This is a genomic window from Nguyenibacter vanlangensis, from assembly GCF_013376155.1.
Lineage (GTDB): Bacteria > Pseudomonadota > Alphaproteobacteria > Acetobacterales > Acetobacteraceae > Gluconacetobacter > Gluconacetobacter vanlangensis.
This window is the reverse complement of sequence record NZ_JABXXP010000026.1, coordinates 1-16779: the sequence shown is the minus strand read 5'-3', so window position 1 is coordinate 16779 and position 16779 is coordinate 1. Positions and strand designations below refer to the sequence as shown.

At 58.6% G+C, this 16779-nt stretch carries 9 protein-coding genes and 1 tRNA gene; all 10 read right to left on the bottom strand.

Going from position 1 to position 16779, the window contains the following annotated elements:
* Nucleotides 1-241, bottom strand: a 241-nt coding sequence (locus tag HUK84_RS03705) for a membrane dipeptidase (protein WP_176639043.1), incomplete at its 3' end; no start/stop codon positions are given.
* A 234-nt stretch (nt 242-475) separates the two neighbouring features.
* The gene (locus HUK84_RS03700) at nt 476-919 is read right to left on the bottom strand and encodes an Hsp20/alpha crystallin family protein (protein WP_246285353.1); all 444 of its coding nucleotides are present in this window, start codon (nt 917-919) and stop codon (nt 476-478) included.
* A 1316-nt stretch (nt 920-2235) separates the two neighbouring features.
* Nucleotides 2236-8247: a DUF4011 domain-containing protein gene (locus HUK84_RS03695; protein ID WP_408887801.1), complete on the bottom strand. Its 6012-nt coding sequence runs from the start codon at nt 8245-8247 to the stop codon at nt 2236-2238.
* Between the two features lie 184 nt (nt 8248-8431).
* Nucleotides 8432-9361, bottom strand: coding sequence for a restriction endonuclease (locus HUK84_RS03690; RefSeq protein WP_176639040.1), 930 nt, complete (start codon nt 9359-9361; stop codon nt 8432-8434).
* Between the two features lie 9 nt (nt 9362-9370).
* On the bottom strand, nt 9371-9727 hold the full coding sequence (locus HUK84_RS03685; protein WP_176639039.1) for a hypothetical protein: 357 nt from the start codon (nt 9725-9727) through the stop codon (nt 9371-9373).
* A complete protein-coding gene (locus tag HUK84_RS03680; RefSeq protein WP_246285354.1) occupies nt 9724-11031 on the bottom strand; it encodes a restriction endonuclease subunit S in 1308 nt (435 codons plus the stop codon). The genes HUK84_RS03685 and HUK84_RS03680 overlap by 4 nt, the downstream gene beginning before the upstream one ends.
* Nucleotides 11031-12512 carry a class I SAM-dependent DNA methyltransferase gene (locus tag HUK84_RS03675; RefSeq protein WP_176639037.1) on the bottom strand — a complete coding sequence of 494 codons (1482 nt, stop codon included), beginning with the start codon at nt 12510-12512 and terminating at the stop codon, nt 11031-11033. Before HUK84_RS03675 ends, HUK84_RS03680 begins: the two co-directional genes overlap by 1 nt.
* 17 nt (nt 12513-12529) lie before the next feature.
* Entirely contained in the window at nt 12530-15937 is a 3408-nt protein-coding gene (gene hsdR / locus HUK84_RS03670; protein ID WP_218064192.1) for a type I restriction-modification system endonuclease, read from the bottom strand.
* Between the two features lie 360 nt (nt 15938-16297).
* Nucleotides 16298-16373 (bottom strand) — tRNA-Phe (locus HUK84_RS03665).
* A 59-nt stretch (nt 16374-16432) separates the two neighbouring features.
* A complete protein-coding gene (locus HUK84_RS03660) occupies nt 16433-16648 on the bottom strand; it encodes a DNA gyrase inhibitor YacG (RefSeq protein WP_176639035.1) in 216 nt (71 codons plus the stop codon).
* Between the last annotated feature and the right edge of the window lie 131 nt (nt 16649-16779).

Below are 16779 nucleotides of genomic sequence, written 5' to 3'. Positions count from 1 at the left end.
CGATCGCCTCCAGCATCTCCAGCGCCTGCCGGCCGATGGCGGCGTGGGACGGCGCATCGGTCGGCCCCTGCCCGACATAGGCGACCAGGCACGCCGCCGCGACTCCGCCGCGCCGCAGCTTGGGCAGATCGACATGGCGATAGGACGTATCCTGGGCAAAATCACCCCGGTCGGGCCAGGGGATGTCGATATGGGTATCGACCGTCAGGATGGAACGGTGCAGGGACTCGGGATCGGTCATTCCGCCATTCTAGATCATGCCGCCGCCAGGTCGAAGACCCCGTCACGCATCCCCTGGCATGCATCCTCTGTCACACATCCCCCTGTCGGGTCCCCTGCCGAGTCCCCCGTCGGGCATCCCCCGTCGCATATCCCCGCGTCGCGCATGGTGCGCCCCGTCCGGGGGCGCACCATGCCGGTCCCGCCCGGCGGCCGGCCGATGCAGGCGACCGATGCGGGCAATCCGCGCAGGCGATCAGTGCTGGGTTTCGGCATTGATCGGAATGCGATGGCCCTGCGGGGCCTCGGCCCCTTTCGGCAGGGTCACCGTCAGGATACCGTTCTGGAACCGGGCGGTGGCCTGGTCTTCCTTGATGCCGGACGGCAGGGCAAGCCGCCGCTCGAACCGGCCATAGCGCCGCTCGCTATAGCCGCTGGTCTTGTCGGCGGTTTCCTGGCGGCGCTCGCCGCAGATGCACAGCACGCCGTTATCGACGCTCAGCGTGACGTCTTTCTCGGTCAGGCCCGGCAGTTCGGCGGTGACGCTCAGCGCCGTGTCGGTCTCGGCCACTTCGACGCTGGGCCAGGTGCTGCCCGTCGGGCTGCGCGGATCCCATGCCTGCATGAAATCGTCGAACAGCCGGTCTATTTCGCGCTGGAGACTGACGAACGGGCCGCCCTGCCGTTCCTGCGCAGGCATCGGGACCCTGCTTTCATCCCGCCCCCAGGGCATAAGAGAACGCATAGCCATGGAACTATCCCCTTCTGCATGTCTGCATGGCCGTCCCTGAACGCCCGCGCGTCCGGGGCCGGCCGACGGGGCAGGGGGCCGCACAGGCCGCACGGGCCGCCCTGTCCGCCGAACCCCGCCCGGGATCCGGCCCCTGGAAGCTGGGATGCCCCCATCCGGAATCAAGGGCCCGGGGCCCCGGCCCCGTTCCAGCCAGGCCCCGTTCCGGCTCCCGCATCCGCATCCGGAACAAACCGCGAAACGCGTGGCCCAGCCTGCTGGCCCCGGCATCGGCGAAAACGATCCACAGACTCACCCACAAGGGTACCCCCGGATTCTGTGGATAAGCGACCGGCCCCCCAGAGGCGGCGATACGCGCGCCGATGGCGGAAAACCGCCAAATTGGGGATTCCCTTCTGACGGGGCGCAGATTCCGCTTGCTTTTGGGAACGACACCGGATTCGCCACAAGGGTAAATAATTCACAGCCGCGAAAAACGGTGATGATCCGCCCAACCGCAACGGGCGCCCGCTACCGTCCGGGGCGTCGGATTCAACGAATTGCCCACGGAAATGGGGCCATTATCCACCGGAATGGCACCCCTTTCTCGGCATGATTGCCGCGACTGTCGATTGGGCGCCCGCAATGGCAGTTTTCGTCCACAGGGTCAACATGCCTCGCCCGCGCCTTGGTGATCGACGGCCCGGGTTGCCGCCCGGGATCGGCTGACGGGGTAGCTTCGCGTCACCTTTGTCCAGGAGGTGCACCTGTTCGTCACTGTAACGAAAAAAGCGCGCCGATGATGTATAGGACTTGCGGAACACCAGATGGCTGACCGCCATGCGTCCATGAATAAAAGGAAGCGGCAAACCTGCGGCCCTGCCGGTCAACAGGCGGCGTTTGGAGGAAGGAAAACCAAGGGTTTGCCTTCCCCGCCATGATCTCCCGCATCAAGAGAACCCGCATCAAGAGAATCAGAGCCGACGCCGTTCGTCACTTCACATACGAATCAGTGGCTACGTCCTTTGGTATGAACGGCTTGAAACGCTTCTCCATCTTCATCAGCATCGCGTGCTGCCTCTGGATCTTCAGGCGGCACGCGAACTGGGGCGCATGACTCAGGCTGTACGTCAGGCAGGCCGCATGCCCGAAATGGTCGACTTGTCGATCGCGGCTACAGCGATGATGAAAGGCTATGTCGTACTGACCCGTAACCTGCGACCCTTCAGAGGTGTCACAGCCCTTGACCCAAGCCTGTCGGCTTAAGGCTAGCAGGCAACGCTTTCTTACAGATAAGGCGTATCGTGCGCATCTTTCATACGGCGCGCTTCATTCAGAGCCGTGGCGAAGCGAGATCGCGTTGTCTGTCCCATACGGCTCATACCGCATGCATCCCGCATTCGTGCAATGGCGTCGTCGTCCGAGCTTTCGATGGCGATGGCGCGGTACGCCAGGTCCACGAGGGCCGCAAGAGGGAATATAGCCGGGTCCAAGGGTTTTTCCGCCGTTAATGACGTCAGGGGCAATCGTGGGACGACAGGCTGGTGATCCGACCATAGAAAAGTGCCGACATCTTCCTCGGTGCGCGCCATTGATGAGGGTATAGCGCTCTGGACGCGTTCACGAATCTCACGGCCGACGCGACTGAAGCCGTGTGCCCGTGACAGGGTCTGAATAAGAACGTCTTCGCGAATGACTTTTGCCTGATCGACTGTGCGGACGATAAGGCGAGTCAGCATCGGAAAATAATCGTTCTGTGTAAATCTGGATGGATCAGCCTCGATATCCGAACTGGTCGCGTCATCTGACGGAATATGTTCGGGTGCCTTTGCGTAAAGAGGCTCTAAATGCCCGATCCCTTCGGGTGAAGGTTCTATGGCAGGTTGATCAGTAACAGATTCAAACTCCGAGGTTTCGGCAGGTACAACAGGATCCTCTTCGCGCTCATTCAAAGTGGCGTTCAGCAGTGCTTCAGCTTTTGCCGCATCCCGCTCGGCCTGGTCAGCGCGCTCCTGACGGACAATCTCCAGAAAGCCTTGCAGGGCAGCGTCGATCCGTTCAACCTCGCGAGGGGCATTCGTCCACCAGTCCGTGGACCAGATGCGCAGAATATTCCAGCCGAGATTTTCAAGAACAGCCTGTCTCAGGCGGTCGCGATCACGTGCTGTCGCGCTCCGATGGTATGTGGCGCCATCGCATTCTATGCCCGCGAGGAATGTACTGGGTAAATCGGGATCAATGACGCCAAGATCCACACGGAAACCGGAAACACCGACCTGTGTCGTTACCTCCCAGCCTTTTGCCCGAAGCAACGTCGCAACTTCGACTTCGAAGATACTGTCATATCCTCCCACAGACCCTTCGTGTGCGCCGGCAAGAGCCACAGCGCCCCGTTCCGCGAATAGAAGGAAACGGCGCAAGTCCCGGACACCGGCCGCGCGCGTCCGCTCTATCGCAATCTGATCACCCCGCAGTGAGCCAAACACGATTAACTGTTCACGAGCACGGGTGATCGCAACATTGAGACGACGTTCCCCTCCATCGCGGTTCAGGGGGCCAAAATTCATGGAGATTTTACCTGCGATGTCAGGCCCGTAAGTGAGCGAGAAAAGCATGACGTCGCGCTCTTCGCCCTGCACGTTTTCCAGATTCTTCACGAGCGTCGGCTCATGAGCCTGCTCTCCCGTGAATCTTTCAAGCGCAGGGTCTTTGCGGACTTCAGCGTCCAAAAGGTCGACAATCAGTTTCTGCTGCTCTCCGTTGAAAGTGACGATACCGACCGAGCGATCGGTACCATCGCGCATGATCCGGACAGCCTCGGCAACCACCATCCGCGCCTCCGCAGGATTGGTGTGAGATCCATTCTTGCCGGGTTCATAAATCCCTTTCGGGACAAAGCGGAAAGAGACTGCCTGATCCGCCGTAACCGGTGACGGAAAGGTGACCAGATCGCCGCTGTAGTACGCCTGATTCGAAAAAGCGATCAGGCTTTCGTGACGACTGCGATAATGCCATTCCAGACTGATGGCCGGGACCCCCGCGCCGAGGCATTCGTCGAGGATCGAGTCAAGATCGGTCATCTCATCGGATGTATCAGCATCAGCCGCCGCCCGGCCCGCCGTGAAGAAATCCGTCGGTGGCAACTGCTTGGGATCGCCAACCACGATGACCTGCTTGCCGCGACCGATGGCGCCAATCGCGTCCCATGTCGCGATTTGGGACGCTTCGTCGAAGATAACAAGATCGAACGGATGTGCATCGGCGGGCAGATACTGCGCGACCGATAACGGACTCATCATGAGACATGGCGTGAGGGTTCGAAGGGCTCCCGGCATCTTTTCCGCCAGTTGACGGACTGGAAGATGACGGGATTTCTTGGCGATCTCGCGCGTCAGAACCTTGTATTCCGGATCATGCTGTCGCACGGCCTCGCCGGGAATACGCCCGGCAAGGCGTGCCCGGATCAGACGAATGGCCAGGGTTTTCAGCTTTTCGTCCAGTTCGCGGAACCTGATAATACGCCCTTCATGGGTCGCAGCCACGAAATTGCTCAGCAGGGCAGAATCACTGACTGCGTGCATGGTCCACCAGCGCGCATAATTCGCTTCGAAAACGGCCAGCACGTCATCCCGCGCGACCAACCCATGCTCAATGGCCTCTATCATGGGTGTCAAACCGAGCTGCGCGGATTGATGGCAGGCACGGCGCCATGAACACCAGTCGCGAAGTTCGCGACTGGCCTCTTTCCAGTCCCGCAGCCTGTCTGCGGTCTGTTCGAGCCAACCGGGATTTTCGGGGGGAGCCAACCGAGTAACGTCGCTGGCACTACAGCTACCCAGTGTTTTCATGGCGGCATCAAGTTCGTTAAATGCAGCGAGATAACGGGTCAGGGATGCGTGGACTGTTCCGCCGGGTGCGAGGAGATCCTGACCTTCTGCCAGCAGAGTCCTGAGATGGGCACGGGCAGTGAGCAGTTCCCCGGTTTCGGCGATGCAGCCTGCCAGGCGAGTGCGCGTTTCTTGTCCCCAGTCAAACGCGGCGTTGATTGCGTCGAAATCGGTATCCAGACCTTGCCACATCGAACCGATGCTTGTCCTGTGAGGGGCATTCCCGAGTTTTTCAAGAAGGGCCGCGCGTTCGACCAGAGCTTCGAGATCGTTCTCGCAGTCTTCAGGCAGGGAGATGGCATGAGGTTCAAGCCGTTTGCGGATAGCCTTCTGCCCCATGGAACGCGCAAGCAGCCATTTTTCTTTGACGGAACGCCATTCTGCAAGGGTTTCAGCCAACGGAAGGGCGCGTATGCCGTCTTTCCAGCGGGTATCAAGATCCGCTGTCAGAGCGTGGCACCGCGCAACAGGTTCCCGTTCCAACAATACAGCATCGCGGATTTCGCGTGCGCTTTCTGCAAAGCTCCATGCCGCTGCATGGGGCGACAGAAGATGCGAGCAAAATGCCCTGATCTGCTCAAGCCGCTGAAGAGAGAGATTATTCCGAGGTAGAGAAAGCGCCCTGATAACACTCTGCGCCGCTTCTTTCAGCGTATCGAGCGCGGAGAGTGTTCCATTGACGGCGTCAAGCAGTCGGGCTTCCCAGAGCGGTGACCAGTCCGTCTGCTCAAGACCGGCCAGTCTGGGCGAGACAACGACGTCTCCGATGCGCGCATAGAGGGTCGCCAGATCTTCAACGGACTGGACCAGTGCGTCGTAATCGGCTTTTGAATGAACATCAGCATTGGCCCATTTAAGAGGAATACGTAAGACGGATGCTTCCTGAGCGCGAAGAGTGACCCCAATTCCGCGATAAGGCGTCCAGCCATTGCGACGGGGCGTATGAAGGTCGCGAACGTACGCGTTCAGTTCGGTGCGAATGGTGTCCAGCGTCTGCTTCGTCCGCGAATATTCCTCAGGCTGGAAATCCTCAAGCACAGCCTGTGCTGTCTGGAACTGTTGCAGTACCGCCATCTTGTTCGCCTTGGGCGAGAACAGATCCAGACAGAATTCAGCGATGCCCAGTTTCGCCAGACGCGCACGCACCACTTCAAGCGCCGTCCGTTTTTCAGCCACGAAAAGTACCGTACGGCCCTGCGCGAGCGTATTGGCAATGATATTGCCGATTGTCTGGCTTTTCCCTGTGCCTGGCGGTCCGATCAGGACGAAGTTTTCGCCTGCTGCGGCGCGTGCGATGGCCTTGAGTTGAGATGAGTCGGCTTCCATCGGGCAGACGAGATCGGCTCTGGCGAGAGCGTCGTCGAGGTCGCCAGCAGGATCAAATCCGTCCGATAGAGCAGAACCTGTCTGCTTGCCGTCCTTGACCCCGTTCAGCAGGCTGCTCGCGACATCGTTTGTGGCAAGATGATCTTTTCGTTCCAGCAGATCCTTCCACATCAGGAATTTCGCGAAGCTCAATGTCGTCAGACTGACGTGCTCACGAATTTCCCATCCCGGAATATGTCGAAGATGCAACCGGAAGGCTTCGATGATTTTTGGAACGTCAAGGCCGGACTCATCTTCCGGAAGTGTCTCTCCTTCCAGCAGGGGAATCCGGATATCGTATTCCGCACGCAGCATTTCCAGCAGCGTTGTGTTGATACGGGTTTCATCCCCATGCGCCCGTAGCGTGAATGGTGATTTGATGCTCGCTCTCTCCAGAATGACCGGGACGAGAATGAGAGGAGCGAGATACGGCCTGGATTTATCCTGCGATGTCCAGGCCAGAGCTCCGATCGTCAGGAAAAGCACATTCGTGCCGCCTTCCTGTTCGGAACTTCTGGCATGTCGATAAATTTCGGTCAGTGCGGTCTGAAGCTTGTCTTCCTTCCGCTGAACGACGATCTCGCGTCGCTTGAGAGCTTCCAGGGCATACGCTCTGGAGGCATCTTCATGATGTCGTCCCTGATGGAGTGCCTTGTTTCTGGGATCATCGTCGTCCATGAGCCCAGGCGCTGCGACAAAACGAAGCGGCCTGGCATTGCTGCCCGAGCGCATCTCCGCCACCATGTCTTCCAACGCCGCCGGATCAGGACAGTCGAGTTCAATCAGTTGCCGATCTGACCTGGGGAGGTTCAGCAGCCGGTTCCGCGCGGACATATCGAGCAGGCGATTGCACCATCGCTGCACGCGGTCTGCCGGACGATCTGGCAGGCGTTCTTCCTCGCGGTCCTCACGTAAAGGGGGAGGAGCCTCGAATGCCGGTTGTCCGGCTGAGTCATCGGGTACGGCTTCGGACGCCTCCTCACCGGGCGATGCGGCAGAGGTGGAGAGGGGGCGAATACGGCGCAGGCGTGCCCGGTGAATATCGATAACTTCGCGGAACGCGTCCTGATCGTCGTCGTCTATTTCGCGCAGATGGGCCTCGCCGTGCTCACATGCGGCGGTGAAGCTGGGCTTGCGTGCTGCCGTCACAAAAGTCGTTTCAAAGACACGCAGATCGTCGAGCTTCAGGCGGTTGCGAATGCCCGGCAGATCCTGGACCACCGACGACCCCGCATCCTGCTGGGCCAGCCACAGACCCGCGAAGGCGTGCCCGCGTGTCAGAACGATCAGAGGACGCAGACCAATGGCTTCGAGACAGGCTGCAAACAGAACGGTCGTATCGAGACAGGTCGCCAGACGTTCCTCGACGACCTGTGTCGGAAGACGGATACGCTGGCCGTTTTCCACGAAAGATGCGGGCGGATTGATGTAGGTAATATCCAGTGCACAAATGGCGCACCACAACGCCTGAGCCTGCGCCCATACACGCGTCTTGTCCCCCTGATAGCCTTCTAGCGAGGGGGATTGTCCGGCTTGCCGGAGGATCTCGGACGCACTGCGCAGGATACGGGCAATAGCGGGGTCGTTGGGAAGTACAAAGGCCGCCAGGATGTCGGGGATACCGGACAGCCCGCCCCACTCATTGCGGGCAAGCATCCGGATGTCGCGTGTTACCCTCGCGAGTTCCTGTTCTCCCGCACGGGCGACGATGGTCACCACGGCTTTTGATGCTTCGGTCTGGGCAGAGAGCAATGACCCATCCAGTGTCAGGTCACGATCGTTGAGAACCCGAAGTTCATCGGGACCGACCTTCTGGAGCATCCATGATCGAGGGGTCAGAAAATGCGGTTCGCTGGTGATGCTTACCTCAACTAGATGATATGTATTTTCGCTCTTGTTGTCGAATTTCAGCTCTTCAAGAATTGGTACGCTATTCTCCCATAGGCTGGCGTTGACCGTTTCTTGTAAGACGATCCGAAGTTCGGGCTTTTTTTCATCTGTGGCGATTTCAACGTTGTCGGCAGTGTGTTCGTGGTCGGCTGTCACTGAAATCTCCACAACGCTCGATAACCTCATGCCTGCGCCTATGACCTCGCTGAGCGCAACATGAAGAAAGATCCATACTTTGTTACAGAATACTGTCAGGGATCAGGGCGTGATTTTCAAGTGACCTTCAAGCGATTCATACCCTCATCTGCGTGACGATACATATCTGACCGAACAAGACCGCTTAGCCGGGATCGAAGAAATCCAGATCGATCCTCTTGATCTCTATGGCGCGGCTGACACGCACACCCACGCCATGTTCGATCATCAGATCGGCAAGCGCTGCGCCGTCAATCAAAATGACGCGCTGGCTCAGATGGCGTACGAATTCAATAGCCGGAGCGCTGAACGACGATGTGGTGACGAACACGCCCTTGTGCGATCCGTGTCCCACAAGCGAGCCAACAAATGCTTGTATGTCAGGGCGCCCGACGCTGACATGGGCGGCATAACGCTTCGCCTGCACGTAAATCCGGTCCAGCCCAAGGCGATCTTCGTTAATCACGCCGTCAACGCCACCATCCCCCGTGCCGCCAAGGCGTTTTGCCGCATCTTCATGATTGCCGCCGTAGCCCATAGCGACCAGCAGATCGACAATCAGTTGTTCAAAAAATGCAGGACTTTGTTGCAGGATCTGATCCAGAAGATCCGTGCGCAGTTCGGACATCAGTTCCGTGTGGGCTGCCTCAATCCGCTCTTCAGGGGTCTGGCTCTCCGTCACGGTAGCGTCGGTCGTCACTGATATGGTTGTCTGTTCCGTAACCCCTTCTGATTTACCACCGACAAAGCTGACAAACGACGGATACTGCTCAAGCATGGCGCGCGTAATGGCAGGTGGGCCGGACGCAAGAAGTTCACTGCCCTCCGGCGTGATCGTGAACCAACCCCGCGCAGGAGAAGAAAGTAAACCCGCCTTCATCAGATACGTCTTGGCCCAGTGAACACGGTTGGGCAACAGCCTTTGTGTGCCGCTGGGAAGCAATGCGGCCCGGTCTTCCGATGACAATCCAAACTCGTCCGCAATCGCCTCGGCGACGTCCGGCACGCGGCGGATGCCCGTGGCGGCGAGACGCAGGACGGGCAGCATGAGGGATTGATAATCAGGAACGGCCATGGTGCTGGATCAAACCTCGTATTGGCATTCGGCGAGTGTGAGCCCCAGTTCCTGCTGATACTGCCACCTGAACTCGTCGCGATAGACGATGGTCCAGTCCGGCAGTTCTGCTTTCAGGGCACAAGCGATGTCGAGGCCAGAGGCTGTGAAGCCCTCCAGATCAAAAGGCGCCCGCTTTTCCCGCGGCAAGAAATCTTCATACTCGCTCGCCCATCTTTCCCATGCCTCCAAGCGTGCCTTGAGAGCACCCGTGATCGGAAGATCTTCGTAAAACATCGGATCACCTGTGCTGGTCCAGAGGCAGTTTGTCAGGTCCCCGCCCATGGCGAGCCATTGGTCAGGTGGGAGCGGTGGTTCGTCGGTCATGCCTTGCGTCCCCGTTTCGGCTTGGGAGCAGCAGCGCACTCGGCCCGGATGCGGTCGAGCAGAATGCTGGCAGGTTCGTCATTCGGATCCTGCGGGACGAGTTCACCCCGGAAGGCCTTGGCAAAAAGGGAGGATTCGAGGCGGTCGAGGAGGGTCAGAGCGTGTTGGGATTCGCTTTTAAGACGGTCAGCGTGGGCGAATAAGGCGTCAAACGATTTGACCACATGCGCTCTAACGTCAGAAGGAGGAACAGGTATCAATAATTGCTTTACGAGTTTCCCGTTGATTTTTGGCATATTGCCTGCAGTGCCTGTTGCATTTTCCCGGAAATACTGACGCGTATTTGGAGAGTTTAAGAAATACCAAATTAGTCGTGATAAGTTTTCGTCTTCCACTCGCACGCGTATCATTAAATCAGGGTAAATATATTTTTTTTCTGGCCCATAAAATATTGCGGAAATGCCTAGATGCTCAAGTGCATTGGCTCGTTGAATTAGTATATCTCCATTTTTCAACCAAAACTTCGAATCGTGTGGTACTGTCTCGTGAATACGCTTTATCGCGTTGTTGTCCAAGCGGATATAACCGCTTGTGGTTGCGGTTAGTTTTAGCGAAAGTGTGCCTTGTGCGGTGTTATCAGTTGATGGCGACCAACCATTTGACGGTCCATCAGATACTAAATCTTGTAATCTGGCGGTTGGCCATTTGGAGTTTGTAGAAAAAATTTCTTGGGTTGCTTTATGCTTTAGATGCTTTCTCAACACCTGAACACGTTCCAACTCTACCCGGGCGCGGGCGATGCGGGCGGTCAGGCTGTCCAGTTTGGCGACGATGCGGCGTTGTTCGGCGAGAGGGGGGAGCGGCACCTTAGCATCAGTCACATCTCGATCGCTCACTGCCGGATAGAGCGTCCCGTCTTGCTTGAGACTAACTTCTTCAAGAAATTCTCGAGAGCAAATCAAGAGAAATATGTATCTGGTGTCAACTAATTCATGCGTGCGAATTACACACATTCCCGTCGAAGTTAGCTGATTATCGAGTTCTTTCGGAACCAAGGAAATATTTTTTAAATATGGCCGCACGGTCGAAAAAACAATATCTCCCTCTTTGATGACCCTTCGGGCTCTGGACGGCGCATCTTTCCCGAGCAGAAATTTTGGAGATACGATTTTCTGTATTTTGTTATCTATCGACCCTATTTCTACATATGAAAACTTCCGTTCCGGGGTAAGTCTTGGGTCAATCACTTCATAATCAAGCATTAAGCTGCCGAGATCTGTCTCTACCCACCCTTTAGGCAACATCACTCCGCTGCCTCCGCGCTAACATCTACTGCATCGCGTTCAAGTTCCGCCATCAGTGCAACAATCTCTTCCAACGCTGATTTCAGATGCCCTTCGATAGCAGCAGCAATATCCTCCGGTGTTTGCAGACCGTCTTCGGCTTGATCGGTCGTGTCTTTCAGCCATGTGATATCGAGATTGTCGCCACGGGCCGCGATTTCCTTGCGTGTGAAACGACGGAAGCGGCCTTCCTCGCCCTGATCCTTGCGTTTGGCGCGTCCGTTGCGGTCTGGGCCAAAGGCTTTGACGAAATCATCCAGATCGCGGGTTTGGAACGGGTTCGTCTTGCCATAGGACGGCGCGCCGGAACGGGCGTCGTAGATCCAGACGGCTTTTGTCGCGTCCTTCACCGGCGCCTCGTCTTCCGAACGAGTAAAGAACAGCACGTTGGTTTTCACGCCTTGCGCGTAGAAAATGCCCACGGGCAGACGCAAAATCGTATGCAGGTCACACCAGTTCATCAACCGCTGACGCAGGGCCTTGCCGCGTCCGTCGTCGAACAGCACGTTATCCGGGACGATCACGGCGGCGCGACCACCCGGCTTCAGGGCACGGATACAATGTTCCACGAACGGAAGCTGATAGGAGGACACCGTAGAGGTGATCGTCAGATCGTCGCGCGTCGGCGGCCCGCCGGCGGGGCCGAAAGGCGGGTTGGTCAGGATCAGATCGACATTTTTGAACTGCGGGCTCGCACCGGTCGGGCTGAGCGTGTCGCCGGGCACGACGTTGTTCGGGTCGATGCTGTGAAGATAGAGATTCATCAGCAGCAGGCGATAGGTATCGGGGACGTTCTCGATGCCGCGTAAGGCCTGCTTGATCTGAAATTCCTTTTCCTTGTCCGTTTCTAGATCAAAGTAACCGTCCGTCTCGGCCTTCATGTGTAGATTGGCGGCAATCAGGAAGCCGCCAGTGCCGCAGGCTGGGTCTTCGATGATCTCGCCTGCTTCCGGCTGCATCAGGCGCACCATGACGTCGATCAGGGCACGGGGCGTGAAATACTGACCGGCGCCGCGTTTGGTCTCTTCCGCCATACGTTGGAGCAGGCCTTCATAGGCATCGCCAAAGGAATCGCGCTCTTTCGTGAACCAGTGCAGTTCGTCGATCGCGTTGATCAGTTTCCGCAGGTTCGCTGGATCACGCACGATGGTCGCGGCATTCTGGAAGATGGAGACAATGGCGCGGTCCGAAACCTTCTCTCCATCCCCAAGGTCGATCAGGGCCTGCCGATAGAGTTTGAGAACCTCGGTTTCGTTGACGCTTTTCAGGGTTTTCCAGCGGTATTTTGCGGGAATGTGCGTCTCGTCCTTCTGCTCGGACGCCATCTTCAGAAAGAGCAGATAGGTCAGTTCCGTGACGTATTGCTGATAGGTGACGCCATCCTTGCGGAGCAGGGCGCAGAGGCGCCAGAGCTTGTTCACCAGATCGGCAGCGGGATTCATACGTCAGACACTTCCTGTTACGCGGCTTGGCCTCCCTCTGATCCGTCAGACCAGATGGCGGCATTGAGGTCCTTCAATACATCACCCAGGCCAGAATCAAAGGTCTGGTTGATCACGTCAAAGCCGCCCTGCTGTGCAAACAGCGGGTCGGACAACAGCGCCGGGTCGCCCACGGGCTGGTCTTTCAGGGCGCGGCCGATACGGTTCAGCCACTGGGCCTGTTTCGGTGTCCAGTTCCGGGAGGCGAGGATCTTCTGCACGCCGTTTTCCACGCGGGTCGCATAAGGCACCAATGGGTCGCCAAGAGCCGCCTGCCGTACGAAGCCCAGGATGTGTGCGGCAATGTCGGCGTTGCGTGCGGTGCCGTACGCGCGGCGGAGGCTGGCTTCAGAGAAGCCGTTCTCGTCCAGTGCCGTGGCGAGGTCCTTGAGGTCCTGCCGCGTGAGGTCGCGCGGTTTCTGCGTTGCCGCGATCAGGGCGGGCAGCGCGTTCATGTTGGCGCGGATATAGGTCTCGAAACTTTCAATGTAATCGGCCGGGCTGGCCTGTCTGCCGAATGTATCGGTGATGGAGACAAGCTCGTCCTCATGCTCCGAGATATAGATGCCGTTTGGGCGTGGGCGGCTCCCCGCCTGGTCGAGCACGGTCACCAGGGATGGATGTCGTGCGAACAGGTCCGCCGTCGCCGATGGTGGTGCGTCACGTAGCTGGTCCGGCAAGTCGGTCAGGGGGCCGAGCACGGCTTCAAGCGGTGCTGCGTATTCCGGTGCGACGTGACGGGCGCGCTGACGCAGCTTGACGACGATCTGATCGCGGACCCAGGCGCGGTCTTCCTCCGTGGTGGCGCGATTCAGGTCGCCCAGCAGGGTGGCGAAGCTGAGTGATGGATTGACGACCACCGGCTTCATGTCAGTGACGGTTTGCAGGTTGGCGTAAATGTCCACCGCGTCGAAAATGCGGAAATATTCTTTGCCGATCTCGTCGCATCGGCGTGTGGCTCGGCCGATCATCTGGTCATACAGGATGCGGCTGTTGACGCGGCGTACGAAAACGAGATTGACGATGGAGGGGATGTCGATCCCTGTGGTCAGCAGATCGACGGTGACGACGTATTTCGGGCGAGGGTCACTTCGGAAGATCTTGATGCGTTCGTTCGGGCGATCCACCTCACCGGTGATCTTCTCAACCATGTCATGCGGTTGGGAGCCATATTCTTCTGTTAACGCCTCACGCAGCGCATTGATCAGAATATCGGCATGGGTATCGCGGGCCGCGAAGATCAGCGTCTTGCCGGGCTTGTCAGGCGGGCATTCCAGCGCGACGGCGGTGGCCACCGCACGGTTGAAGGCTTCCGTATGGACCTTCTTGTTGAATTCGGCGACCTCGAAATCAATTTCGTCTTCAAGATCAAAGAGATCGACTTGGTTGGTGCGGGAGTCCACGACGGCGACTTCTTCGCCCGCGTTAAAATGGATGCCCGTCTGGCTGAGGGCTGTCGTGATGCGACGTGGCGGCCGATGGTCGATAAGATGCCCTGCGATGACGGCCTGACGATAGCTGTAGTGAAAGACCGGCGCGCCGAAAATCTCTCTTGTATGCAGGGCCGGCGTTGCCGTCAGGGCGATCTGGGTGGCGTCGAAATAATCGAGGACACGGCGATAGGCGGACAGGTAGTCGTCCAGATTACGGAACCCGAGATCGTCATCCCTCAGCTCGGCATCCAGCACATAACCGCGATGGGCCTCATCGACGATGATGAGATCGTAGCTGCCAGGCGTAGGGTGCTGGCCGTCCGGGTTGTCAAAGAGACGGCGGATCATGGCCTGTACGGTGGAAACCTGCACCCGATCCTCAAGGTCGGGAATGGCTTTGTCCATTCCGGCGATCGGAAAGATCTTGTCGAATTTGAGCAAGCTGGCGGTTTCGGTATTGCTCATGGAATCCAGCGTCTGGATACCAAGGGCTTTACGGTCGACCAGAAACAGAATGCGCCGGAACCGCTGGGCGCGCAGAAGCTCGTACATCAATGCAATAGCAAGGCGGGTTTTCCCGGTTCCGGTCGCCATGGCGATGAGAAGACGACGCTGCCCGCTGGCGATTGCCGCTTCGACGGCGTGGATCGCTTCAACCTGATAATCACGCAGGCCTGTGACGCCCAACTGGCGGTCGATATGTTCCAGAGCTGCGGGATCGAGCTTCTGCTCCAGTCTCGCGGTCAGATCGCGTGGGGAAAACCAGTCCATCAGGGCGCGCTGGGGCTCGCCGGTGCGTGCGTCCCAGAACCAGATGCCGGAGAGGGTTTCCAGCCTTTTGAAATAGGGGCGGCCATTGGTCGCGAACACGAACGGGACGCGAAACGCCGCGGCATCGTCTGACGGGGTGAAGGTCAGTCGTTGTGCGGGCGCAAGGAGAATATCCCGACCATAGCGTCTGGACTGTCCGAGGTGTTCCGCAACGTTCTTGATGGCGGGTTTGGCTTCGATGACGCCTACGGCCTGACCGTCAATAAAAAGCGCATAATCGACGCGACCGCTTTCGGTCGGCCATTCCGCAATGGCAATCGCCTGTCCGGCTTCCGGGCGTGTGCCTTTGGCATGCCGGAGCGTTTTGCTATCCACATCCCAACCTGCGGCACGAAGCTGCGCGTCGATGAGTGCGCGTGTGGTTGCCTCGTCGATCTCCAGTTCCTGCGCTTTCTGATCGGCCATCTGCGCCAGATCCGAAAGCTCAGCCGCAGGCGCGGCGATGGCCTGAGCCTGCACCTGCGCCAAAGTGCGTTCGGCCAACTGGCGTTCGCGGTCCGCTTCGGCGGCGTAGTTTTCCCAGAAAACTCTGTCGTCGGCCTCCCTGGCCGCGCGTTCCCGCAGGGTTGTCTGCGCAGCAATGGCTTCCTGCGCGGCCAATCGAGCCTTGGCCTCGGCATCCGCGCTTTCGTTGACAGCCTTGCGAAGTGCTTCGATTTCCTCGCGTAGCGCGGGTGTCGCGTCTTCCGGCGGCTGTGGCGGGACGAACGGTCCGCCTCGGAAGTTCATCGCCCGGTTATAAACCTGATGAAACCAGATCCCGATCAGCCGCGCCATCTTCAGCGCTTCAAGCGCTTCGGAGCGTGTGCCTGCATTTTCATGAACGGCTGCGTTGCCGACGCGCTTGATGTGAAAGAACAGGTCGGCAATCTGCCGTTGCAGTAATCCGCGTCTCTGAAGGACGCGAAGCACGTCGTCAAAGGTGGCGTGCGTGTCGGGCAGCTCACCATGCCTGGCGGCGATATCCTTGACCGTCAGTTCCGCAAACTGCCGCGTCTTGATGAGAGATGTCGGCGGATCGAGAAGGAAGAAATGTTCGGCGAGCTGGCCCAGTTTGGCCAGTTCCGGCGCCTCTTTCGCCAGAAAGGCGAAATTGCCCGCCTGTTCCGCCATCCCCTTCATCCGTCAGACCTTTACCGCGATCCCTTCTGCAAAAATAATCTCCGCCATAAGATCGCTATAGTCAAACCGAAGTCAAACCGAGCATCGGATGATGGTGACTGGATAATTGACGGGTCTCCGCCAGTGCCAGCAGCTCTGCGGTATCACGTGCCGAAACCAGCGACGCCTCGTCCGCAATCCAGAGCTTGCGTGGCGCTCTGTATCGCCAAATCGGCGAGTACCATCGGCTACCCCCGGTCATACCTCGCAAACACCCCGGCCCACGGCAACCAAAAGCACACGCCAGCAGCCAGCGAACACATAAAAACGGCAGTTTTTCGGGGATTCTCAAACGCCGACAGGCAGCGGCAAACACGAAAATGGTGCCCAAGGGCGGAATCGAACCACCGACACTGCGATTTTCAGTCGCATGCTCTACCAACTGAGCTACTTGGGCACCGGGCCGTGGTCCGGCGGGGCGAAGCGACCGGGGCCGGTCCGCCGTGGGGGTGTGATCTATCCCACCTCATCGTCGGGATCAACCCGTCTCGACTCGTTTTCGTCAAAGATTTGCGATCCCTCGTCGCTGTCGGGCACGCGATAGCGTTCGGTGAACCAATGGCCCAGATCGATATCCGCGCAGCGCCGGGAACAGAACGGACGGAATGTCGGGTCGCCGGGCCGGCCGCAGATCGGGCAGGGGGGCAGTGCAGTCGGTTCAGTCACGGTCATGGCTCCAGCCCAGGGGTGGCAGGGACGGGTCCAGCCGCCAGGCCAATTGGTGGCCGGACAGGCGCGCGGCATCGTCCACGGCGTCCGGGTTCGCCTCCAGCGCGCGGGCCAGGTCGGTGCCCACGCGCAGG